We start from the raw sequence: 25,562 nt of genomic DNA, 5'->3' as shown, positions 1-25,562 counted from the left end.
GGTGTGCAAAAATAGGGTTTATTTTAATATAGACCTTTCTTGAAAAAAATTATTAACAACATAATTTTCAAGAGCAAAAAGCACATTAATAAGGAGGTTGGATCATAATGAATTTTCCAGTTATTAAGAAGGCATCTTATATTTTAGTAAATACTCCAGATATGGTAATACATAATGGAACTACACAGACATCAGAGAGAATAACAAACCCAAATTCAGAGTATTTAAAAGCTTTAAGAAATCATTTAAGACCATTTGAAGAGGTAGTAGCTTATGCTCCAAATCAAGCTTACATTGGAAATGTTACTCCAGAGGAATTAGCAGAAATACCAAGACCATGGTTTGGTAAAAATGCTTGCAATGCAAATAGATTCGGTAAATTTGGCGAAGTTATGCCACAAGATGAATTTTATGGACTAATGAAAATATCAGATGTATTTGATTTAGTGTTACTAGAAACATCATTTGCAGAAGTTGTTAAAGAGAAATTAGCTAAACACCCACTTATAAAGGATAAGGCAGAAAAAATAGTGGGAGATGATTTAGAAAAGATAGAAAAATTAGTAAGAGAAATTGGTGCAGAAGGACTATATGAAGGGGATAAACTTGTTGGATGTGTTAGAAGAGCACACGAAATAGACCCAAACCTTTCAGCTCACTACATGCTTGAAAACTTAGCTGTAAAAGCATCTGGTGTTTTAGCAGGAATGCATCTTGTAGATGGCCTAGATATACCGATAAATGAAATTGAATATATAATTGAATGTTCAGAAGAAGCTATAGGTGATATGAACCAAAGAGGTGGCGGAAACATCGCTAAAGCAATAGGGGAAGTTGTTGGATTAACTGGAGCTACAGGTGCTGATATGAGAGGCTTCTGTGCGGGGCCAGCACATTCATTAGTCACTGCAGCATCATTAGTTCAAAGTGGAATATATAAAAATGTGTTAGTTATAGCAGGTGGAGCTACAGCTAAACTCGGAATGAATGGTAGAGACCATGTTAAGAAAGAAATGCCAGTACTTGAAGATTGTTTAGGTGGATTTTCTATACTTGTATCTCAAAATGATGGAGTGAGCCCTATTTTAAGAACTGATGTAATAGGTAGACATACTATTGGACATGGTGCATCACCACAAGCTGTTTTAGAAGCGCTTGTATTAGATCCTCTTGCTAGAAATGGATTAAAGGTTACAGACGTAAATAAATATGCTCCAGAAATGCAAACACCAGATATCACTGAACCAGCAGGAGCAGGGGATGTTCCTACTCAAAACTATAAAATGATAGGAGCACTAGCTGTTAAAAAAGGGCAATTAGATAAGAAAGAATTACCTAACTTTATTAAACAGCATGGTTACCCAGGATTTGCACCTACACAAGGACACATACCATCAGGAGTGCCTATAGTAGGTCATGGTATTGAACACATTAAGAGCGGAAGATTAGATAACTTTATGATAGTAGGAAAAGGAAGTTTATTCTTAGGAAGAATGACAAACCTATTTGATGGTGTTTCTATATTAGTTGAAAAGAATAGTGGAAATGTTGACAGTGGTTCAGGGGTAAGCAAAGATGAAGTTAAATCAATGGTTGCAGATGCAATGAAAGATTTTGCTAACTTCTTGGTTGCTTCACAAAATAAATAAATTATGAAGTAATTTATTTAGGTAAGGGCAACCGTAGGTTGCAGGTAAGAGGCTCACTTTGTTCGCAGGGAAGGAGTGCCTTTTGCACAGGTAAGGAGTTCGCAAAGTTCACAGGTGAAGGTAGCTTTTGCATATGCAAAAGCAGTTATATTTCGACTTTGTCGATTTAAAATTCAAAATCAGCTTTGCTGGTTTTTCACCTTTCCTGCAACCTTCGGTTGCTCCTTACCTGTCACAAAGTGACGCCTTACCACGAACGCAGTGAGTATTTACCTATGCCTACGGCACCTTTACCTTAAATAAAGTGTTTCACACTTTATTTAAATTATGAAAAGGGGTGTAATGATGAGTGGAAATGCTACTAAAGCCATGATTGCTGAAGTATTTAGTGATATAGCTAATGGAATTAAAAGCGGACAATTTAAGAAAAAAGTTAAAATAGGTTTAACTATATTAGGCTCTGAGCACGGCATTGAAGAAATGATAAGCGCTGCTGAGCTTGCAAAAGCTAAGTATGGTGATTTCGATATAGTTTTAATAGGATCAAAAATAGACAGTGAGTTTGAAGTAGTAGAGGTAGAAACAGCAGAGGAAGGTCATAAAAAAATGACATCAATGCTTGAAAGTGGAGAGATTCAAGGTTGTGTAACTCAGCATTTTGATTTCCCTATTGGAGTATCTACAGTAGGAAAAGTTGTAACTCCAGGAAAAGGAAGAGAAATGATAATAGCAACAACTACAGGAACTACTTCCACAAATAGGGTAGAAGGAATGGTGATGAACGCTATTTCTGGTATATCTGTAGCAAAAGCTAATGGAATTAAAGATCCTAAGGTTGGAATTTTAAACATAGATGGTGCAAGACAAGTTGAGAGAATTTTAAAAGAGATTCAACAAAATGGATATAAATTTTCATTTACCGAATCATTAAGAGCCGATGGTGGTGCTGTAATGAGAGGAAATGATTTATTAGCTGGAACTCCAGATGTTATGGTTTGTGATTCCTTAACAGGAAATCTTCTTATTAAAATGTTTTCTTCGTTTACAACAGGTGGAAGCTATGAAACTGTAGGTGCAGGATATGGACCGGGTATCGGTGAAGACTATGATAAACTTGTAAATATAGTATCAAGGGCATCTGGAGCTCCACTTATAGCTGAAGCATTAAAATATTGTGCTATTTGTGCTGAAAATAAAGTTTTGGATATAGCAAGAGATGAGTTTAAAGCTGCTAATGATGCAGGATTAAAAGAAGCTATTGAAAAGACTCTTAAAAAGGCTAATAAATCAGAAGATTCAGTAGAAGTGAAAATGCCAGCTAAAAAAGTAGTTACGTACTCAATTGCTGGAATTGATATTTTGGAATTAGAGAATGCTTGCAAAGCATTATGGAAAGAAAATATATACTCTGAAAGTGGAATGGGATGTACAGGACCTATAGTATTAGTTGCTGAAGAAGATGGTATTAAGGCAGAAGAAATTCTTAAGAAAGCAGAATTTTTAGGGTAGGTATATAAATAAAATTGATTGATATGCGTATCAGTCAATTTTATTTTATATATTTAAAAATTAAATTTTTGGTTTTGCTGTCGAAAAATTAGTGATATTGAGATTTTATATAACAAGATTTAAAAAAAATCTTATTACATTATTAGTAATTAAAAGTTAAAAATTTGTTTAAATATTAGAAATATTTATTTGATTTGAAGATTTTTCTATGCTATACTAATGCTGCTGCCTTAATTATGCATTGAACTATTATGCTACACAATATGTCGAATTTTAGGCAAATAGAGAGAAAATTTTTGAAAAAATATTGTGGAATAAAATTAATCATAAAGCATAATAATAATTGTACATAATAAGAGGAATTTTTGAATCTATGTAGAAATTAATTTATGTCTAAAAGATTTTTAGTTTTGGGAGGTAAAAAACTATGAAAATGAAAAGATTAGTTGCAATGCTTGCAACAGTGGCTATGACAGCTTCATTATTAGTAGGTTGTGGTTCTAAAGATGGTGGAGCTGCTTCAAGCGATGGCGGAGATAAGAAGCCAGACAAACAATATATTATAGGACTTTCTACAGATGAGGGTGGTTTAAATGATAAATCATTTAACCAATCTGCAGATACTGGAGTAAAAAAAGCAGTAGATGAATTTGGCGTTAAATATACACCAATCGAGTCTCAAAAGAAAGAAGATTATGAACCAAACTTACAATCTTTGATTGATTCTGGTTCAGATTTAACATTTGCTATAGGTTTCCAAATGGCTGAAGCTACAGCTAATGTAGCTAAAAATAATCCAGATGCAAAACTTGCTATAATAGACTCAGTAGTAGAAGAGCCAAATGTAATGTCTATTACATTTAAAGAAGAAGAAGGTTCTTTCTTAATGGGAGTTATAGCTGGAAAAATGACTAAGACTAATAAAATAGGTTTTATTGGTGGAAAAGACTTTGATACAATTAATAAATTTGAAGCAGGATTTGCAGCAGGAGTAAAAGCTGTTAACCCTGAAGCTGCTAAAGGATTAATTAGTCCAAATGGTAAGACTCCAGGAACAACTGTAAAATATGCTGATTCTTTTGGAGATGTTAATAAAGGTTATGAGTTAGCTAAATCCCTTTATGAAGGTGGTTGTGATGTAATATATCATGCTGCTGGTGGAGTAGGAATAGGAATGTTCAAAGCTACAAAAGAATTAAAAGATGCAGGTAAGGAAGTTTGGGCTATTGGAGTTGATATGGATCAAGCGGTATCAGTTCCAGAGTACAAAGAGGTTATACTTTCCTCAATGATTAAAAGAGTTGATATGGGAACATACGAAGCAACTAAAGATGTAGTTGGAGGTTCATTCAAAGCAGGACATAAAGAACTTGGAATTGCTGAAGAGGGAATAGGTATGGCTGAAACTACTAAAGATAACACTCCAGAAGCAGTAGTAACAGTTGCTGAAGAGTATCAAGGAAAAATTAAGAGCGGAGAAATAAAAGTTCCAGCTGATAGACAAGGTGTTATAGATTTTAAATAATAAATCTTTACCTAAAAATTAATAAACGTTATAATAAGGCTAGGTTATATATCTAGCCTTTTTTATTTAAAAAATAATATAAAAAGTTAATATAAAATCTATAAAAATAAATACAATATATATATTTTATGATATAATGTAAATCTGTAGGCTAAAAAAATAATGTAGCACAATGTAAAGTTAAATTGAATTTTAAATTTTATTGTAATTTTGGGAAGTTTAGGCATTTTTTAAGGAGGAAGGGAAATGAAAAAGGTAATTGAAATGAAGGGTATAACCAAAGTTTTCCCAGGCACCGTGGCTAATGATGATGTAAATTTTGAACTTTTAGAAGGCGAAACTCATGTATTATTAGGAGAAAATGGTGCGGGAAAAACTACCTTGATGAATATCCTGTATGGTCTTTATCAGCAGGAAAAGGGTGATATTTATGTAAACGGTAACTTGGTTAAAATCACAAACCCTAATCATGCAATACAATTGGGAATTGGCATGGTTCACCAACATTTCATGTTAATTCATAATTTTACAGTTGCGGAAAATATAATTTTGGGATGTGAACCCAAAAAAGGCGTAGCTATTGATATGAAGAAAGCTATTGAAAATGTAAAAGAAATTTCAGATAGATATGGCTTTGCTATAGACCCTAATGCGGTTATAGAAGATATATCTGTTGGACAGCAACAAAAAGTTGAGATTTTAAAGGCCTTATATAGGGGAGCTAAAATATTAATACTGGATGAACCTACTGCAGTATTAACACCGCAAGAAATTGAAGAATTAGGGAAAATAATAGAAAATCTGAAAAAAGAGGGTAAATCTGTAATACTTATTACTCATAAGCTTAAAGAGGTAATGAGTATGAGCGATAGAGTTACAATAATTAGAAGAGGTAAAGTTACAGGAATAGTTAATACTGTGGATACAGATATTGATGAATTAGCTGAGTTAATGGTTGGAAGAAAAGTTAATCTAGTAGTTGATAAGGAAAGTGCACAAGTTGGAGAAGTAGTTTTGGAGATTAATAAATTATCAGCTAACGATCAAAGAGGATTGCCAGCAGTAAAAGATGTAAGTCTTTCTGTTAGAGCAGGAGAGATTTTAGGAATAGCTGGAGTTGATGGAAATGGACAAACGGAATTTCTAGAAGTGTTAACTGGACTTAGAAAACCAACTAATGGAAGTATAAAACTAAAGAACAAGGACATATATGCTAAATCTACTAGGGAAATTATGGATTTAGGTGTTGGACATATTCCGGAAGATAGACAAAAAAGAGGACTAATACTTAATTACTCCTTAATAGAAAATTCTGTATTGGGATCTCATAGAAGTAAATCCTTTAGTAAAGGATTTATTATGAACTATGGAACTATAAAAAAACATTGTGATAAACTTATTAAAGAATTCGATGTAAGAACACCTAATAGTGAGGTTAAGTCTTCAGCACTATCTGGGGGAAATCAACAAAAACTTATAGCTGCAAGGGAGATATCAAAGAATCCAGATTTATTGATAGCAGCTCAACCAACAAGAGGAATAGATGTTGGAGCTATAGAATATATTCATAAAAGACTAGTTGAAGAGAGAGACAAAGGTAAAGCTGTGCTTTTAGTTTCTCTTGAACTAGATGAAATACTAGCATTATCAGACAAAATTGCAGTTATGTATGATGGTGAAATAGTAGATATATTAGATAGAAGTAATGCTGATGAACAGAAATTAGGTATACTTATGGCTGGTGGTAGCCTTAATAAAAAGGAAGGAGTTGTGAAGAATGAATAATAAAGCTAAAGAAATTGCAAAAGCTTTGCTCTTTCCTATAGTAGCAATTATTATATCACTATTTGTGTCTGTATTCTTTGTTATGTGGGCAAAAAATTATCCAATAACTCAATATTTTAGTGCATTAAAAGATTTGGTAGGCACGATATGGAAAGGTAGTTTTGGAACTCCAAGAAATGTCATGAATACATTAGCAGAAGTTACTCCACTTATCTTCACAGGAGTTGCTAATGCAATAGCATTTAGATGTGGACTATTTAATATTGGAGTTGCGGGACAATTTGTTCTTGGAATGATTGCTGCTGCAATAGTTGGAACAATACCAGGACTAAGTCCTATAGTTCATATACCATTAATCGTTATAAGTGGTATAATAGCAGGAGGAATGTGGGGAGCAGTACCAGGGTTTCTTAAGGCTAAGTTTGGAACTAGTGAAGTTATAAATACTATAATGATGAACTATATATCTTTAGCTTTAGCAAACTATATTATTCTGAGAACTTCTTTTGGAGTGCAGGGAAAAGCCGCTACTCCAATCATAGAAAAAAGTGCTATGTTTACCAGATTTATGCAGGGAAGTGCAGCTAATACTAGTATATTTATAGGGATAGTAGTTGCTATATTCATAGGATTCTTATTGTGGAAAACTACAGTCGGATATGAAATAAGAGCTGTTGGACTTAATCCTCATGGTGCTGAATATGGTGGTATTAATATAGCTAAAAATGCTGTTCTAGCTATGCTTTTATCTGGAGCTATAGCAGGACTTGGTGGTGCTGTTCACGTAGCAGGAGTAACGCTTATGATACAAGATTTTATGGTTGTACCAAGTTATGGATTTGATGGTATAGCTGTTGCACTACTTGCTAAAAAAAATCCAATTGCATGTATTGCATCAGCAGTGTTATTTGGTGCCTTAAACAGTAGTGCCAGAACACTTCAAATTAGTGGAATACCAAAAGAAATAGTATTTTTAATTCAATCTATAATTATTATATTTGTAGCTACTGACTATATTATGAAATATTTCAGTGATAAGAAAAAGAAGGGGGCGGTAATGAATGGATAATTTTAACTTGATTTCATTATTAACTGCTACGTTAAGAATAGCTACGCCTCTAATATTTGCAGCACTAGGAGGAGTATTTTCTGAGAGATCAGGTGTAGTTAATATAGGACTTGAAGGTATGATGACCATAGGTGCTTTCTTTGCTGTTTATGGTACTCATGTTTCAGGAAGTCCATTTATAGGAATAGTATTTGCAATGATAGCAGGTGGAGTATTAGCTTTAGTTCATGCAGTGTTAAGTATTAATCTTAAAGCTGATCAAGTAATTTCAGGTACAGCTATTAATCTTTTTGCTACAGCACTGTCTAGTTTTCTAATATTTACACTATTTAATACTGGAGGACAAACTGATATAGTTAAAGCTCTTCCATATAACTTACCGCAGTTTATTAAAAACATACCTGTATTAGGCAGCTTCTTAGCTGGATTAAACTGGTTTGTAATTCTAGCTATAGTACTAGTGTTTGTAACACATTATGTTATGTATAAAACATCTATGGGTCTTAGAATTAGAGCTGTAGGAGAGCATCCTAAGGCAGCAGATACACTTGGGATAAACGTTTATAAAATTAGATATATGTGTGTGGTGTTATCAGGAGTTTTAGCAGGTCTTGGTGGAGCTGCATTATCTATAGGGATTACACCTGTATATAGAGAAGGAATGGTTGCAGGTCGTGGATTTATAGCACTTGCAGCTATGATATTTGGTAACTGGACGCCGATAGGATCTTTAGGAGCATGTTTATTATTTGCACTTGGAGAGTCATTCCAAATTGTAGCACAAGGCTTTGGATGGGCATTGCCATCAGAGGTATTTACAGTAATACCTTATGTGTTAACAATGCTTGCCCTTACAGGTTTTGTTGGTAAAACTAGTGCACCGGCAGCAAATGGTGTTTCTTATGAAAAAGGATCTAGATAAAAGAGAGAGAAATCTCTCTTTTTTTATGCCTAAATATATTAGAAAATACTATTTAAACTATATATCTATATATGAATACAATAAATATATACAAATGTAGTATATTTAACCCTATTTCTTATTTTAATATATTAAATAATATGTTAAAATTAATAATAAGAAGTTTTTAGTTTATCAATGTTCTGAAAATGTGTTATTATTAAGTCATAACTTAGAATATTATAAATATTCATATAGTATGGGGTGGTATAAAGTGAAGGTAACAGGTATAGAGATTTGTGATGCAGGTTGGTTATGCGTTTGCATAGAAAATGATATATGGGAAATTAATATTTTAAGTAGCATAGAAGAAATAATAAATCAATACGGAGATAGTGAGTTATTTTTAACAAACATTCCAATTGGATTAATGGACGATAAAGAAGAAAGACGATGCGATTTGGGGGCAAGAAAGATATTTTCAGCTGTTAACATGGTAAAATTACCACCAACACCATGTAGAGAAACTTTATATGCAGAGAATTTTGGAGAAGCTAATAGGATTAATAGAAAAATTACTGGTAAGCAGTTACCATCAAAAATTTGGGATATTGCAAAAGAAATTATTTGCATTAATGAATTTTTAGTTGAAAATCATGGATATAGAAGTAGATTTAAAGAATGTAATACTGAATTAACCTTTGCTATGCTAGGACATAAACCTATGAGATATAATAAAGTTGTTTTAGCAGGATATAAAGAAAGAAAAGCAATTTTAGAACAAATATATCCTAATGTAACAGATATATTAGATCATGCTATTGAAAACTTTAGAAGAAAAGATGTGAAGGCACATAACGTATTAGATGGTATTTGCTTAGCTCTTAGTGGTTACCTTGGATTGAAAAATGGATTTTATATTATACCAAGTGAGCCACAATATGATAGTAAAGGTCTTAAGATGGAAATAAGCATAGGAAAATATGATGATTTGGATTATAGTAGGCTATTATCAGAATGAATAATTTTATAAAAAGCAGTCATAAATATATATTTATGACTGCTTTTTAAATTTAACTAATCAATTAACTAGATACATAAGTATGCTTATTAAAGAACAGTATAAATATATATAAGTCAAAGAAATTTCATAATACAAGAAATTTTCTATTTAATTTATTTTAATATGAATGAGAAGAACAACTTTCACAAATTAATCTTATAAAGATAAAGCGATATGTTATAATAAATGAGTATGGAGGGGATGATATGAATTTAGATTTTCAATTAAGATTATCTCAAGAACAAAAATTAGTAATGACTTTGCAAATGCAACAATCTATAAAGTTACTTCAAATGTCCTCTTATGAATTGCTTCAACATATAGATAAAGAATTACAAGAAAATGTGGTGTTAGAGGTAGATAATTCAAGGGAGGAAATGGGGCAACAGAAGGAAAAAAATGAACTTAAAGAATATAAAGATTTAATTAAGTATTTAGAATTTGATAGTTACAGTAGTAATTCATACTTTCAAGATGAGGAAAAGGAGAACTTATCTCCATTTAACTTTATAAGTAGCAAGTCAACAATTAAAGATTACTTAAAAGAGCAATTAATAGAAAGTGATATAAGGGATAACACATATCTAATATGTGAATATATAGTAGAGAGCATAGACAATAGAGGATATCTATATGAAAACGTTATAGAAGATTTAATGAATGAATTAAATATTTCTAAGGAGTTAGGGGAATACTGTTTACAAATAGTTCAGGGGTTAGAACCTAGTGGTATTGGAGCGAGAAGTATAAGCGAGTGTCTAATACTTCAACTGCATAGGAAGGGAATTCTTGATGAAGTTTTAGAAAGATTAATAACAGAGCATTTAGATTTATTATCTAAAGGGAAATATAATAATATATCTAAAGAGCTTAACATAACTCCTAAAGAAGTTCAGCAATATGAAGATATGATTAAAAAACTTGAACCAAAACCTACAAGGGGATTTTTTACAGGAGAAGAAATAAGCTATGTTACCCCAGATGCATATATAAAGAAAATTGATGACGAGTATGTAATAATAATGAATGATACTTTAATTCCAAGGTTAACTATTAATAATTTATATAAAAATGTTATAAACAATAGCAAGGATGAGAACACTGTAAATTATGTAAAAGAAAAAATTAATAGCGCTATGTTTCTAATTAAAAGTATACAGAGTAGAAAAAACACATTATATAATGTGATTGAAGAAATAATTAAAATACAAAAGGAATATTTAGATTTAGGAGATAATTATTTAAAACCTATGACTATAAAGATTATTGCCAGTGCTCTAGATATGCATGAATCTACCATAAGTAGAGCTATAAGAGATAAATATATTGCATTGAATACGGGGGAAATTAAAAGAATAAAAGATTTATTTACTAATTATATAAATTCTACTAATGAAGAACTTTCTACACTTAATGTAAAATCTATGATAAAAGATATAATTGCTAATGAAAATAAGAAAAAACCACTATCAGATGCAAGTATATGTAATGTGCTAAATGAAAAAAATATAGATATATCTCGTAGAACAGTAGCTAAATATAGAGAAGAAATGAGAATAAAGCCATCAACTCAAAGGAAAAGATTATAAGGGGTCTAATTTTTATAAATTTTAAGAAAATTTAAAAAAGGACTTCACAAAATGAAGATTTTAGAATACAATCTTAGTAGGGAACAAAAATAGCCACAGGGACAGAAAAGGTCCAGCGAGGTAATGTATGGAGGATTTATTAAAATTACAACAGAAGATTATACCGGAGCTCTTAGAGATTTTAAGTGTTAGATATAATATATTACGTAATATAAAATATAACCAGCCTATTGGAAGAAGACTATTGTCAGAAAAAGTTAATATAAGTGAAAGAGTTGTAAGAAGTGAAACTAATTTCTTAAAAGAGCAAAGATTTATTGATGTAAATTCCATAGGTATGGCAATAACAAAAGATGGAGATGAAATATTAGATGGACTTAAGCACTTAATTAGAGAACTTATGGGAATAAGCGATTTAGAACATGAATTGAAAAGTGCACTTAATATTAAGGAAGCTATAATAATTCCAGGAGATGTTGATACTGATATAACATTATTTAATGAATTAGGAAAAGCAGCGGCTAATTACATAAAAGAAATACTTAAGGATAATATCATAATATCTATAACAGGAGGACATACTGTTAAAGAGGTTGTAGATAATTTCCCAAAGGTTTCAAAATTCAAGAATATAAAAGTTTTTCCTGGAAGAGGCGGAATGGGAAAAGAGACTGAGGTGCAATCAAATACCTTAGTTGAGATTTTGGCTAATAAGCTTGATGCTACTTATGACTTGTTACATGTACCAGATAATTTAAGTCATAATTCCTTTGCAGCTCTTTTAGAAGAAGAAACAATAAAAAATATATTCTGTTGCATAGAGAATTCTTATATATTAATACATGGTATTGGAAATGCAAAAGTCATGTGTGATAAAAGAAATTTGCCACAGTATATAAAAGAGAACATTGAGCAAAAAGGTGGAGTAGGAGAAGCTTATGGACATTACTTTGATGTAGATGGAAATATAATATATTCAATGCCATCTATAGGTATACAAGAAGAAAAGGTTCACAAAATAGAAAATATGATAGCCATAGCAGCTGGTGTTGAAAAATATGAAGCAATTATAGCAGTAGAAAAGAATAAACATAATGGAATATTGATTACGGATGAATCTACAGCTAAGGCAATCATTAATATGTTAAACAATGTTTAAGGTTAGAATAATATTTAGATTGTTAAGTTAATTTAGGAGGTATTAAAATGATTAAAATTGGAATTAATGGTTTTGGAAGAATTGGTAGAAATGTATTTAAAGTGCTAGTTGACAAATATAAAAATGACATAGAGGTAGTTGGAATTAATGATTTAACTGATCCTAAAACTCTTGCTCATTTATTAAAGTATGATTCACTTTATGGAAAGTTTAATGGAACAGTAGAATCTACAGAAAATTCTATAATTGTTAATGGAAAAGAAATTAGAATATTTGCAGAAAGAGATCCTAAAAATATACCATGGGGATTACAGGGAGCTGAAATAGTAATAGAATCTACAGGATTATTTACTAATGCTGAAAAAGCTAAAGCTCATATTGAAGCTGGGGCTAAGAAGGTAATAATATCAGCACCAGCAAAAGATGAAGATATTACTATAGTTTTAGGTGTTAATGAAGAAAAATACAATCCAGAAACTCATCATATTATTTCTAATGCATCTTGTACTACAAACTGTTTAGCACCATTTGCTAAAGTACTTGATAGGGAATTTGGAATTGTTAAAGGATTAATGACTACAGTGCACTCTTATACTAATGATCAAAAAATATTAGATGCACCACATAAGGATTTAAGAAGAGCAAGAGTAGCAGCAGAGGCGATGATACCAACAACCACAGGAGCAGCAAAGGCAGTGGCGCTTGTATTACCACAACTTAAAGGGAAATTAAATGGAATGGCAGTAAGAGTTCCTACTCCAACTGTTTCAATGACGGATTTAGTTTGCGAACTAGAAAAACCTGCAACAGCTGAAGAGATAAATGCGGCATTTAAGAATGCAGCAGAGGGAGAACTAAAAGGAATTTTAGGATACAGTGACGAACCATTAGTATCTATAGATTTTAGAGGAGATGAGAGATCTTCAATAGTTGATGCTTTATCGACTATGATTATTGATGGAAGCTTAGTAAAGGTAGTTTCTTGGTACGATAATGAATGGGGATACTCAAATAGGTTAGCGGATTTAACCAAATATGTTGCTGAAAGGCTATAATTTAAGATATACTTATATAGTAAAGTAAAGATTACTAAAATCTAGTTCTGGAAGCCTTCTAAGAACTAGATTTTTGTTTGAGATTAACAAAAAGGAGTTGGTATAAGTGACATTTAACAAAAAGACTATAGAAGATATAGCAGTAAAAGGGAAAAAAGTGTTAGTGCGATGTGACTTTAATGTGCCTATAGTGGATGGAGTTATAACAGATGAAAGCAGACTTGTAGGGGCTGTACCTACAATTCAATACTTAGTACAAAATGGTGCTAAGGTTATTTTATGTTCACATTTAGGAAAGCCAAAGGGTGAGAATAAGGCACAATTTACTTTAAAACCCATTGTAAAAAGATTAAGTGAACTTTTAAAAGTAGAGGTTAATTTTGCAGATGATGATGTTGTAGTAGGGGAAAATGCAAAAAAAGCAATAGATGAAATGCAGGCAGGAGAAGTTGTACTTCTTCAAAATACAAGATTTAGGGCTGAAGAAACAAAGAACATAGAAATATTTTCAAAAGAGCTTGCTTCTTTATGTGACATATTTGTTAATGACGCTTTTGGTTCAGCTCACAGAGCTCATTGTTCTACAGTAGGGGTAACTGAATTTGTAGATACATCAGTATGTGGCTATTTAATTCAGAAAGAGCTTAAATTTTTAGGAAATGCTGTAGAAAATCCAGTGAGACCGTTTACTGCCATTTTAGGGGGTTCTAAAGTTTCTGATAAAATAAATGTAATAAATAATCTTTTAGAGAAAGTAGATAATTTAATTATAGGTGGAGCAATGGCATATACATTCTTGAAAGCTAAAGGCTATGAGATTGGTATATCAAGGGTAGAAGAAGACAAAGTAGACTACGCTCTAGACATGATGAACAAAGCAAAAGAAAAGAATGTTAACATGTTATTACCTATTGATCACATAGTTGCATGTGAATTCTCAAAAAATGCAGAGCCAGTAGTTACCAGTGGAGCAAATATTGAACCAGGCTTTATGGGGTTAGATATCGGCCCTAAAACAAGAGAAGAATATAAGAGAGTTATTGAAAATTCAAATACAATTGTTTGGAATGGACCAATGGGAGTTTTTGAGTTTGAAAACTTTAGTAAAGGAACAATTGCAGTTGGAGAAGCTATGGCTAATTCTAATGGAACAACCATTATTGGCGGAGGAGATAGTGCAGCGGCAGTGAATATATTCGGATTAGGTAATAAAATGACACATATTTCTACAGGGGGAGGAGCTTCATTAGAATTTTTAGAAGGAACTCCACTACCAGGAATAGTGGCATTAAATAATAAATAATTTTAAACCATAGTAATTAATTTTACTAAAGAAACTTTAGGAGGGTTAACTATGAGAAAGGCAATTATTGCTGGAAATTGGAAGATGAATAATACTGTAAGTGAATCGGTGGCTCTTGTAAAGGAGTTAAAACCATTAGTAAAAAATGCTAGCTGTGATGTTGTTATATGTCCAACAGCGGTATGTTTACCTGCAGTAGTAGAAGAATGCAAGGAAACCAATATAATGGTAGGAGCTCAAAATATGCATTTTGAGGATAATGGTGCATACACAGGAGAAATTTCTCCTATAATGCTTAAGGATTTAGGAGTACAATTTGTTATTATAGGGCATAGTGAAAGAAGACAGTATTTTAATGAAACAGATGAGACAGTAAATAAAAAATTAAAAGCTGCTTTTAAATACAATATTACTCCAATCTTATGCGTTGGAGAAACTTTAGAAGAAAAAGAATTCGGGATTACAGAAGAAACTTTAGCGACGCAAATAAAGCTGGATTTAAATGGACTTACAAAAGAGCAGATAGAAAGACTTGTTATAGCCTATGAACCAATATGGGCTATAGGAACAGGGAAAACAGCTACAGCAGAGGATGCAAATGATACCATAGGTTTTATAAGAAGCATAGTAGGTAGGTTATATGGAAGTGATATAGCAGAAAAAACAAGAATACAATACGGTGGATCAGTTAAACCTTCAACTATAAAAGAACAAATGGACAAAGAACATATAGATGGAGGGTTAATTGGAGGAGCGAGCTTAAAGGCTTCAGATTTTGAGGCAATAGTAAATTATTAGTTAAAGGTAGGTACTAGGATATGCAAAAAAAACCAGTAATGCTAATGATTCTAGATGGTTTTGGAATTAGTGACAATTTAGAAGGTAATGCTGTTAGAGAAGCTAAAAAACCTAATTATGATGCGTTAAAAGAAAAATATCCTCATACAAAAGTTTCTGCTAGCGGATTAGATGTTGGACTTCCAGAAGGTCAGATGGGGAATTCAGAGGTAGGTCATCTGAATATTGGAGCTGGAAGAATAATATATCAAGAACTTACTAGGATATCTAAGGAGATAAAAGAAGGCAACTTTTTAGAAAATGAATCATTAAACTTTGCAATAGATAAAGCTCTTGAAAATAATTCAGCTGTTCATTTAATGGGACTTTTATCAGATGGAGGAGTGCACTCTCATATAGACCATTTAAAGGCACTTATAACTCTTTGTAAAAATAAAGGTTTAGAGAAGGTTTTTGTACACTGCTTTCTTGATGGACGAGATGTACCTCCATCATCAGCTAAAGGATTTATTATGGATTTAGAGGAATATATGGACGCTGAGGGCGTAGGTGTCATAGCCACAATAAGTGGTAGATATTATGCTATGGATAGAGACAACAGATGGGAAAGAATTGAACTTGCTTATAATGCACTAGTGAAGGGTGAAGGGCATAAGAGCAATTCGTCTATTGAAGCTATAGATGAAGCATATCATGATAATAAAACTGATGAATTTGTTATACCAGCAGTTATTATGAGAGATAATAAGCCTATAGCTACTATAAAGAATAAAGATTCAGTAATCTTCTTTAATTTCAGACCAGATAGGGCAAGAGAACTTACAAGAGCTCTAAATGATAAAGAATTTAGTGGATTTAAAAGAGATAAATTAGATTTAACTTATGTTTGTATGACACAGTATGATAAAACTATTGAGAATGTAAAAATAGCTTATAGACCTGAAAGTTATGAAAATACTTTGGGAGAGTATGTTAGCCATCAAGGCTTAAATCAACTTAGAATTGCAGAAACTGAAAAATATGCTCATGTAACCTTTTTCTTTAATGGAGGGGTAGAGGAACCAAATAAAAATGAAGATAGAGTATTAATACCTTCTCCTAAGGTAGCAACTTATGATTTACAACCTGAGATGAGCGCTTATGAGGTTACTGAAAAAGTTTTAGAGAGTTTAGACAGTGACAAGTATGATATAATTATATTAAACTATGCAAATCCTGATATGGTTGGACATACAGGAGTTATACAGGCTGCTGTAAAAGCTATAGAAGTAGTAGATAGTTGTCTTGGAAAAGTAGTAAATAAGGTTTTAGAAAAACAAGGTAGTGTATTCATAACAGCAGATCATGGAAATGCTGAATGTATGATTGATTACTCTACAGGGAAACCTATGACGGCACACACTACTAATTTAGTACCATTTCTATATATAAGTAGCCAAAGTAGAGAACTTAGAGATGATGGAATACTTGCAGATATGGCACCAACAATTTTAGAAGAACTAGGACTTAAAAAACCAAAAGAAATGACAGGAAAATCTTTATTTAAATAGTATAAAACGATATAATAGTATTATAATACCTAAGGGTTTAAGGAGGATAAAGTAATGAAACAATATATTGAAATTATTGACGTATTTGCAAGACAAATACTAGATTCAAGAGCTTTCCCAACAGTAGAGGTAGAGGTTGTTCTAGAAGATGGTACAGTAGGAATAGCTGCAGTTCCATCAGGAGCTTCTACAGGTCAATTTGAAGCAGTGGAATTAAGAGATGGGGATAAAGAATTATATAATGGTAAAGGTGTTTTAAAAGCAGTTGATAATGTTAACAATTTAATTGCCGAGGAATTAATAGGAATGAATGTGTTTGATCAAGTTGCAATAGATAAAGCTATGATAGAACTTGATGGAACTGATAATAAAGGAAAATTAGGTGCTAATGCAATGCTTGGAGTTTCACTAGCTTGTGCTAGAGCGGCGGCAGAGTATTTAGGATTAGGATTATATCAATATATAGGTGGGGTAAATGCAAAAGTGTTACCAGTTCCTATGATGAACATATTAAATGGTGGAAAGCATGCTGATAATAATGTGGACTTACAAGAATTTATGGTAATGCCTTGTGGAGCTAAATCTTTTAGTGAAGCATTAAGAATGAGTGCAGAAGTTTATCATACATTAAAATCATTATTAAAATCTAAAGGCTTAGGTACAGGTGTAGGTGATGAAGGTGGATTTGCACCAAATTTAGAATCAAATGAAGATGCTATAAAAATTATTATAGAAGCTATAGAAAAAGCTGGATATAAACCAGGAGAAGAAATATTCATAGCACTAGATCCTGCTTCATCTGAATTCTTTGAAAATGGAAAATACAATTTAGCTGGAGAAGGTAGAATATTAACTCCAGAAGAGATGGCAGACTACTATGTTGAACTTGTAAATAAATATCCAATCATCTCTATTGAAGATGGTATGGCTGAAGAAGATTGGGCAGGATGGAAATACATCACTGAAAAATTAGGTGGTAAAATTCAATTAGTTGGAGATGACCTATTTGTAACTAATACTAAGAGATTAGAAATGGGAATTGAAAGAGGAGTTGCTAACTCAATTCTTATAAAATTAAACCAAATAGGAACATTAACTGAGACTATTAATGCTATAGAAATGGCTTCAAGAGCAGGATATACAGCAGTAGTTTCTCATAGATCAGGTGAAACAGAAGATACAACAATTGCTGATTTGGTTGTAGCTATGAATGCTGGACAAATAAAAACAGGAGCTCCAGCAAGAAGTGAAAGAGTTGCTAAATACAATCAATTATTAAGAATAGAAGAAGAACTTGGTGATATGGCAGAATATAGAGGATTAAAATCATTCTATAATCTTAAAAGATAAGAGAAATATATAAAGCAGAGGGGTTTTTCTCTCTGCTCTATTTCATTTATTGTAAAAGTACTTTTACTATGATAAAATATATAAATATATGAAGGCTCAATATAATAAGGGGGTGCAGTATGTTAGCAGCACTTAAAATAGTTTTAATTGTCTCTACATTGATAGTTATTGTTTCAATAGCTCTTCAACAGAGTAAATCATCTGGATTAGGCGGATTAGTAGCAGGAACTTCTGAAACTTTTTATAGTAAGAATAAAACTAAAACAAAAGAATCTTTCTTAATGAAATTGACTATAGTATCATCAATAGTATTTGTTTTATGTGCTATCGGAATTAATATATTAATATCTTAATTTATAGAAATATGGTATAATTGCTTTGAGCTTTTATACCATATTTTTATTTATAATGCTTAAAGAAAACTTAAAGTTAAGTTTTTAACTTATGTGTTTACACTTTAAACTAATAAATTTATAATAGAGGTATAAAAATTGATTTATTTTATAGGTGGTGAACATTATGGGGGATTATAAATCAAAACTTCAAAGTAAAGAAGTGGATTTTTTATTTGATGCAATAAAGTCTTTAGAAACAAGAGAGGAATTATATAGGTTTTTTGAAGATGTATGCACAATAAATGAAATAAAAGCAATGGAGCAAAGGCTTCAAGTTGCTAGGATGTTAAAAGCAAGAAGGACATATTTAGATATAGCAAGCACTACTGGTGCAAGCACAGCTACTATAAGTAGAGTTAATCGTTCTTTAAATTATGGAAATAATGGATATGATATTATTTTTGACAGAGTTAAGTGGAAGGATTATGAAGAGAAAGAATAAATTTTAAATTAATACTCATGGATTTTTAATCCATGAGTTTTGTTTATATTTGAATTTATATGGTATATAATAAAGAATAGTTTAATTTAAATTTTAGGAGTGATTAAATGGATCTAAAAAATCTATTAAATAAAGAGCAATATGAGGCTTCTATAACAGTTAATGGGCCTCTTCTTATATTAGCAGGAGCGGGATCAGGAAAAACTAGGGTTTTAACCTATAGAATTGCACATATGATTAATGATTTAAATATATATCCCTCTCAGATATTAGCAATAACTTTTACGAATAAAGCAGCAGGGGAAATGAAGGATAGAGTTAGAGCATTGGTTGGAGATGTAGCTAATAATATGTGGGTATCTACATTTCACTCAAGTTGTGTAAGAATTCTAAGAAGAGAAATCGATAAATTAGGATATAATAAAAACTTCACCATATATGACAGTTATGATTCTAAAGCATTGGTTAAGCAATGTATAAAAGAGCTCAATATAAATGATAAGGATATAACTGAAGGGGAAATATTAAGCAAAATTTCAGAAGCTAAAAATAAACTAATATCGGCTAAACAATATAAAGTATTAAATGAGAGTAATTTTAGAATTAATAAAATAGCAGATGTATATACCCTTTACGAGAAAAGATTAAAGGCTAGTAACTCTCTAGATTTTGATGATTTAATATATCTAACAGTAAGGTTATTTAAAGAGAATGAAGATACTAGAGATTTTTACAGAAGAAAATTTAAATATATATTAGTAGATGAGTATCAAGATACAAATAAATGTCAATATGAGCTTATAAAGCTTTTAGTAAACGAAAATGAGAACATATGTGTAGTAGGCGATGATGACCAGTGCATATATGCCTGGAGAGGAGCAGATATTAATAATATACTAGATTTTGAAAAAGATTTTCCAAATGCAAAAGTAGTTAAACTAGAGCAAAACTATAGATCAAAATCTAATATATTAGAAGCTGCAAACACAGTAATTAGAAATAATTCTCAAAGAAAAGATAAACAACTTAGAACTGAAAGTGAAGCTGGTGAGAGTTTAAAAGTATATAGGGCATACAGTGATATAGATGAAGGAAATTTTGTAGCAGGAGAAATAAAAAGACTAATTTCAGAAAAGGATAAGAGTTACAGGGATTTTGCAGTACTTTATAGAATGAATTCTCAGTCACGTATATTTGAGGAGTCCTTTAGAAGAAGTGAAATACCTTACAAAATCGTTGGTGGACTTAAGTTCTATGATAGAAAAGAAATAAAAGATATTATGGCATATTTAAAGCTTATAAATAATCCATTAGATGATATAAGCTTAAGAAGGATAATAAATGAACCTAAGAGAAGTATAGGTGATGCTACAGTTGAAAAGGTACAAAATTTTGCTAGTGAAAACAATATCTGTATGTATGATGCACTTCTAGATGTAGAGTTTGTTCCAAACTTGACACCAAGAGCAGTTGCATCTATAAACAAGTTTATATCCTTAATAAACAAATTTATAACATCTTGTGATGATATTAAGGTTTCAGAGCTTATAGAGTGTGTTTTAGAAGATAGTGGATATATGAAGATGCTAAAAGAGTCTAAAACAATAGAGGATGAGAGTAGAATTGAAAACTTAAAGGAACTTGTATCTGATGCAGTAGATTTTGAAAGTACTTCAGAGGATAAAACCTTGCAGGCATTTTTAGAAAAAGTGACCTTGGTGTCAGATATAGATAATCTTGAAGATGATGGTAATGCGGTAGTTATGATGACAGTACACAGTGCTAAGGGTCTAGAGTTTCCTGTAGTATATTTAGTTGGTATGGAGAATGGAATATTCCCAGGTATGGCTTCATTAAATAGCTTCAATGAAATGGAAGAGTCAAGGAGACTTTGTTATGTAGCTATTACGAGAGCAGAAGAGCTTTTATATATAACTTCAGCAGAACAAAGGATAGTCTTTGGAAGGACTGTAGCTTATTCATTATCTGATTTCGTCAGTGAAATTCCTAAGGAATTGAAAGAAAATATAAATGACAGAAATAGGACACAAAATACTGGAATGTTTAGGAATAATGCTAAACATTCTAGTGAGGCGACTTCTTTTAGAAATAGTTTTTTTAACGGGAATTCTAATGTTAATATGACACAATCTAAAAATTCTATAACAGGCATTAAAACTGAAGAATTATCTATAGGAAGAAAAGTAAAGCATGATAAGTTTGGTATAGGTACAGTAGTTGCTATTTCAAATGATGGTACAGAAGCGATTTTAACCATAGCCTTTAATAATATGGGGATAAAAAAATTAATGGCTAGTAAGGCACCATTAGAAGTTATATAACATCATATCAAAATAGAGAAAGGATGAAAATTCTTGGATGATATTAAGTATAATAGAATGTTGGAGTTAGTAGAGGAGCTAAATAAACATTCCTACAATTACTATGCCCTTGATAATGCTACAATATCTGATGCGGAATATGATAAGCTCTATGATGAGTTAAGAGCTTTAGAGGCGGAGCTAGGGGAATCACTTCCTCATTCTCCTACTCAACGTATTGGAGATATTACTTTAGTAGAATTTAAAAAATATTATCATAAAGCACCACTTTGGAGTCTAGATAAGTCTCAATCTATAGAAGGAATTAAAGAGTGGCATAATAGGAATTTGAAAGCTATAAAAGAATATAATTTAAATAATGAGGAAGAATTGCCTCCAATAAAATATGTAGTTACTAAAAAATTTGATGGGCTTGCTATAAATTTAACCTATGATGAAAATGGATATTTAAAAGTAGCAGCGTCTAGAGGTACTGGTGAAGTTGGTGAAAATATAACAGCTCAAGTAAAAACTATAAAATCTGTGCCACTTAAAATTAACAATGGTCATGTAATCGAGGTTCATGGAGAAGCTATAATGACTAAAGAAGCTTTTAATAATTATAACGAGAGTACTGAGATTCCATTAAAGAATCTAAGAAATGGTGCTGCAGGAGCCTTAAGAAATCTCAATATAAATGAAGCCGCAAGAAGAAACCTATCAGCCTTCTTTTATGATGTTGGATACAATGAAGGTGAGAACTTTGAAACTTACAATGAGATGATAACCTTTATTAAAGCTATGGGATTGCCTACAGATAATTATTTTAAAACTTGTACTTCTATTGAAGAGATACAGAATGAAATAAAGCACATTGAAGGAATGCGGAGTGAGTTAAACTACGATATAGATGGAGCAGTTATAGCTGTGGATGATATTAGAACTAGAGAGGTATTAGGATATACTATTAAATTTCCTAAATGGGCTATAGCTTATAAATTTGAAGCAGAAGAAGCCACTACTAAGCTTATATCTGTAGAATGGAATGTAGGTAGGAGTGGAAGAGTTACACCTACAGCTATATTAGAACCAGTAGAACTTGCGGGAGCTACAGTTAAAAGAGCAACTCTTAATAATATGGATGATATAGCAAGAAAAGGAGTGAAATTAGGTTCCACAGTATTTGTGCGTCGTTCCAATGATGTTATTCCAGAAATTATGGGAGTGGTTGAAGAATCCTTAGAAAATGCTATAGAAATAGAAGATCCTAAGATGTGTCCTAGTTGTGGAGAAAAACTGCTAAAAGAAGGGGTACATTATTTTTGTGAAAATACTTTATCCTGTAAGCCTCAAATGGTGAAAACTATAGTTCATTATGCCAGCAGAGAAGCAATGAATATAGAGGGATTTAGTGAGAAGACTGCTGAGCAATTGTTTGAAAAGCTAGGTATAAAATCCATTGCAGATCTATATAGGATAGAGAAAGAACAATTATTACCATTAGATAAATTTGGAGAGAAAAAGGCAGTTAATCTTATAAATGCATTAGAGAAGAGTAAGAATTGTGAGTTAGCATCTTTTATATATGCACTAGGTATACCTAATGTAGGAAAGAAAACAGCCAAAGATTTATCAAAGAAATTCAAATCACTCAAAGGCATTGAGGAAGCAACATTTGAACAGCTGGTGAATATACAGGATATTGGAGATATTGTAGCAAATAGTATAGTGGAGTTTTTTAATTCTGAAAAAGTGAAAGCAACTATAGAAGAGCTATTAGAATTAGGTGTAAAACCTGTTCATAGTGAAATGGAAGAAGTTGAAGTAGGAATATTCAAAGATAAAACTGTAGTTGTAACAGGTAGTTTAAAAAGTTTTTCAAGAAGCGAAGTAAAAGATAAACTAGAAAGTTTAGGAGCTAAGGTTTCAGGGTCAGTAAGTAAAAAAACTGATTATGTTCTTGTAGGAGAAGAACCGGGTTCAAAATATACTAAAGCAATAGAACTAGGAATAAAAGTTATTACAGAGGAAGAGTTTATTTTAATGATATAAAAAAATATCCATAGATCTTTAGGGTCTATGGATATTTTATGTTAACGTTCATTAATATTATCAATTAAATCTGGTTAGTATCTTTTTTCGATATCTTTTCTTCTTTTTTCTTTTCTCTTACATTAAGGTAAGATATATTTAAAATATGAGAAATTTTTTCTAACAGGTAGTTTGTATATCTTATTTGACTATATAAATAATTAAAAACTACAAATCCCCATATTGTTATTGTCATAAAAACAACAAGTGCTAATATAGCTAAGATTTTTAAAGTAATATCTAAATAAATCATGGCAACCTCCTGTATTACTACTGAAATAATTATACACATTATATCACATCTGATATCTATAATCATTAATTTTATGTAAATTAGCAATTGTAGGGTTAATTACATGAATTTATGTAAATAATTTATCTAGGTATAAGTTTAACTTGATATGAGGTGCTGCTATGAAAAAAATAATTTTCATTATATTTGCGGTAATTATAATTTCATTTACCATAAAAATACAGAAAGAGAGTTTGCAAGTTCAAATAGATTCAAAGGAGAATATAACTTATTCTATAAATGAAAGACCTTCTGATTTAAATATGACTGAATCACAGAATTTAAGAGAAAAGGATTTGTTATTATCTTTATTCCAAGGATTAGTTAAAGAAGATAAAAATGGAGAAATAATTCCAGCATTAGCAGAAAGTTATAAAATATCAGAGGATGGGTTAGAATATAGTTTCAAGTTAAGAGAAAATGCTTACTATAGTACTGGGGAAAAAATTCAAACAGAAGACTATATAGAGTTTTATAAGGAATTTTTAGAAGATAAGGGGAATTTATATGCTCAGTATTTAGATTGTATATTTGGAGCAAAAGATTTTAGGGAGGGTAAAGGTGATTTTTCTAAAGTTGCAATAATGAAAAGAGAATCAAATAACTTAGTATTTAGATTAAATTATGTTACTCCTTATTTTATAGAGATGTTAGCGCATCCAGTATTTGCACTTAGAGATTATGAAAAACTTAAAGTCAAATATGAAGATTGTTATAAAAATATTAGATATACAGGTCCATTTATTATTAATAATATAGAAAATAAAGATATTTATTTAAGTAAAAATGCGAAATATTACAATGAAAAAAGTATTACTGATGAAAGTATTAGATTTATATTTAATGAAAATTCTGAAGAAGCGTTGGCACAGTTTCAAACTACTGAAAATGAAGAGTATAAAGACTCTATAGATATACTTTCAGATGTACCTGCTAATGAGTATGCTAGACTTTCAGAAGAAGGTAGTATTCAAAGCTTTAAGGGGAGTACAGTTTATTATTTAAGTTTTAATTTAGATAATAAAATGAATAAAGATATTAATTTTAGAAAGTCAATTAATGAATTACTATCAAAGGAATATTATTCACAACAGATTTCATCAGATATAGTAAAGCCAGCATGGTCTTATATATATGAGGATTATCAACAAGAGAAAAGTTTTCCTACCTTTGGCAATAGTAAAAGGGCATTAGAGTATTATGAAAGTTGTAAAGTTAAAGACGAAGAGATTATATTGATATATGAGGATAGCTCACTAAATAAGAGAATTGCAGAAACTATTTCCAAAGATATAGAAGAGGATTTAAATATAAATATGAGGATTAAAGGTGTAAGTGATGAGGGGTGGAAAGAAGTAATTAAAAGTGGAGAATATCATCTGATACTACAAAAGGTAACTCCAATTTTTAATGATTCAATAGAATACTATAATACATTCAAAAGTAATGATATAAATAATTTAATTAAATATAATAATCCCACATATGATGAGGTAATAAAAAGTATGTGGAATGAGGTAAATAAGGAGAAAAGATACGAGATTTATAGACAATGTGAAGAAATATTAAAAAGTGATTTACCATCAATACCTGTATATTATCTAGACACAGGATTATGTGTAAACAAAGAAATTATAGGTATTCATACTACAAATTCTGGGAATGTCATACTAGATAATATAAAAAAACTACCTAATAAAAGGTAGTTTTTTATGT

The 25,562-nt window shown here is 31.2% G+C and carries 20 protein-coding genes; 19 read left to right on the top strand and 1 reads right to left on the bottom strand.

What is annotated here, in order from left to right; genetic code table 11:
• Positions 1-107 precede the first annotated feature (107 nt).
• The 18 genes from grdC to ligA all read left to right on the top strand — a co-directional run bounded on the left by grdC (position 108) and on the right by ligA (position 23,515).
• Entirely contained in the window at positions 108-1,649 is a 1,542-nt protein-coding gene (gene grdC, locus ACI48Q_RS16785; protein WP_474920264.1) for a glycine/sarcosine/betaine reductase complex component C subunit beta, read from the top strand.
• Positions 1,650-1,994: 345 nt separating this feature from the next.
• Entirely contained in the window at positions 1,995-3,158 is a 1,164-nt protein-coding gene (gene grdD, locus ACI48Q_RS16780; protein WP_474920263.1) for a glycine/sarcosine/betaine reductase complex component C subunit alpha, read from the top strand.
• 427 nt (positions 3,159-3,585) lie between these two features.
• A complete protein-coding gene (locus ACI48Q_RS16775; protein WP_474920262.1) occupies positions 3,586-4,683 on the top strand; it encodes a BMP family lipoprotein in 1,098 nt (365 codons plus the stop codon).
• A 246-nt stretch (positions 4,684-4,929) separates the two neighbouring features.
• Positions 4,930-6,468, top strand: coding sequence for an ABC transporter ATP-binding protein (locus ACI48Q_RS16770; protein ID WP_474920261.1), 1,539 nt, complete (start codon positions 4,930-4,932; stop codon positions 6,466-6,468).
• Positions 6,461-7,537 (top strand): ABC transporter permease, encoded by a 1,077-nt coding sequence (locus tag ACI48Q_RS16765; RefSeq protein WP_474920260.1) that lies wholly within the window; start codon positions 6,461-6,463, stop codon positions 7,535-7,537. The genes ACI48Q_RS16770 and ACI48Q_RS16765 overlap by 8 nt, the downstream gene beginning before the upstream one ends.
• Positions 7,530-8,459, top strand: coding sequence for an ABC transporter permease (locus ACI48Q_RS16760; protein ID WP_474920259.1), 930 nt, complete (start codon positions 7,530-7,532; stop codon positions 8,457-8,459). The genes ACI48Q_RS16765 and ACI48Q_RS16760 overlap by 8 nt, the downstream gene beginning before the upstream one ends.
• Before the next feature lie 253 nt (positions 8,460-8,712).
• A complete protein-coding gene (locus tag ACI48Q_RS16755) occupies positions 8,713-9,459 on the top strand; it encodes a DUF429 domain-containing protein (protein WP_474920258.1) in 747 nt (248 codons plus the stop codon).
• 248 nt (positions 9,460-9,707) lie between these two features.
• A complete protein-coding gene (rpoN, locus tag ACI48Q_RS16750) occupies positions 9,708-11,090 on the top strand; it encodes an RNA polymerase factor sigma-54 (protein ID WP_474920257.1) in 1,383 nt (460 codons plus the stop codon).
• Between the two features lie 127 nt (positions 11,091-11,217).
• Positions 11,218-12,249 carry a sugar-binding transcriptional regulator gene (locus ACI48Q_RS16745; RefSeq protein ID WP_474920256.1) on the top strand — a complete coding sequence of 344 codons (1,032 nt, stop codon included), beginning with the start codon at positions 11,218-11,220 and terminating at the stop codon, positions 12,247-12,249.
• A 47-nt stretch (positions 12,250-12,296) separates the two neighbouring features.
• Complete coding sequence (gene gap / locus ACI48Q_RS16740; protein ID WP_474920255.1) at positions 12,297-13,304, top strand: type I glyceraldehyde-3-phosphate dehydrogenase; 1,008 nt, start codon at positions 12,297-12,299, stop codon at positions 13,302-13,304.
• 106 nt (positions 13,305-13,410) lie between these two features.
• Positions 13,411-14,607: a phosphoglycerate kinase gene (locus ACI48Q_RS16735; RefSeq protein ID WP_474920254.1), complete on the top strand. Its 1,197-nt coding sequence runs from the start codon at positions 13,411-13,413 to the stop codon at positions 14,605-14,607.
• A 51-nt stretch (positions 14,608-14,658) separates the two neighbouring features.
• On the top strand, positions 14,659-15,405 hold the full coding sequence (gene tpiA, locus ACI48Q_RS16730) for a triose-phosphate isomerase (RefSeq protein ID WP_474920253.1): 747 nt from the start codon (positions 14,659-14,661) through the stop codon (positions 15,403-15,405).
• Between the two features lie 20 nt (positions 15,406-15,425).
• On the top strand, positions 15,426-16,955 hold the full coding sequence (gene gpmI / locus ACI48Q_RS16725; protein WP_474920252.1) for a 2,3-bisphosphoglycerate-independent phosphoglycerate mutase: 1,530 nt from the start codon (positions 15,426-15,428) through the stop codon (positions 16,953-16,955).
• 54 nt (positions 16,956-17,009) lie between these two features.
• The gene (gene eno / locus ACI48Q_RS16720) at positions 17,010-18,305 is read left to right on the top strand and encodes a phosphopyruvate hydratase (RefSeq protein ID WP_474920251.1); all 1,296 of its coding nucleotides are present in this window, start codon (positions 17,010-17,012) and stop codon (positions 18,303-18,305) included.
• A gap of 119 nt (positions 18,306-18,424) precedes the next feature.
• Entirely contained in the window at positions 18,425-18,658 is a 234-nt protein-coding gene (gene secG, locus ACI48Q_RS16715; protein WP_474920250.1) for a preprotein translocase subunit SecG, read from the top strand.
• Between the two features lie 166 nt (positions 18,659-18,824).
• On the top strand, positions 18,825-19,142 hold the full coding sequence (locus tag ACI48Q_RS16710) for a YerC/YecD family TrpR-related protein (RefSeq protein ID WP_474920249.1): 318 nt from the start codon (positions 18,825-18,827) through the stop codon (positions 19,140-19,142).
• A 107-nt stretch (positions 19,143-19,249) separates the two neighbouring features.
• Complete coding sequence (gene pcrA, locus ACI48Q_RS16705) at positions 19,250-21,484, top strand: DNA helicase PcrA (protein WP_474920248.1); 2,235 nt, start codon at positions 19,250-19,252, stop codon at positions 21,482-21,484.
• A 57-nt stretch (positions 21,485-21,541) separates the two neighbouring features.
• Positions 21,542-23,515 (top strand): NAD-dependent DNA ligase LigA, encoded by a 1,974-nt coding sequence (ligA, locus tag ACI48Q_RS16700; protein WP_474920645.1) that lies wholly within the window; start codon positions 21,542-21,544, stop codon positions 23,513-23,515.
• A 64-nt stretch (positions 23,516-23,579) separates the two neighbouring features.
• On the opposite strand, the gene ACI48Q_RS16695 is transcribed toward ligA, so the two are convergent.
• Positions 23,580-23,807: a hypothetical protein gene (locus ACI48Q_RS16695; protein WP_474920247.1), complete on the bottom strand. Its 228-nt coding sequence runs from the start codon at positions 23,805-23,807 to the stop codon at positions 23,580-23,582.
• Between the two features lie 161 nt (positions 23,808-23,968).
• On the opposite strand from ACI48Q_RS16695, the gene ACI48Q_RS16690 reads away from it, so the two are divergent.
• A complete protein-coding gene (locus ACI48Q_RS16690) occupies positions 23,969-25,552 on the top strand; it encodes a peptide ABC transporter substrate-binding protein (protein ID WP_474920246.1) in 1,584 nt (527 codons plus the stop codon).
• Positions 25,553-25,562 lie beyond the last annotated feature (10 nt).

Source organism: Clostridium sp. LXY-7 (assembly GCF_056172015.1).
Note: the sequence above shows the minus strand (reverse complement) of the source record. Positions and strands in the feature narration are given on the sequence as shown.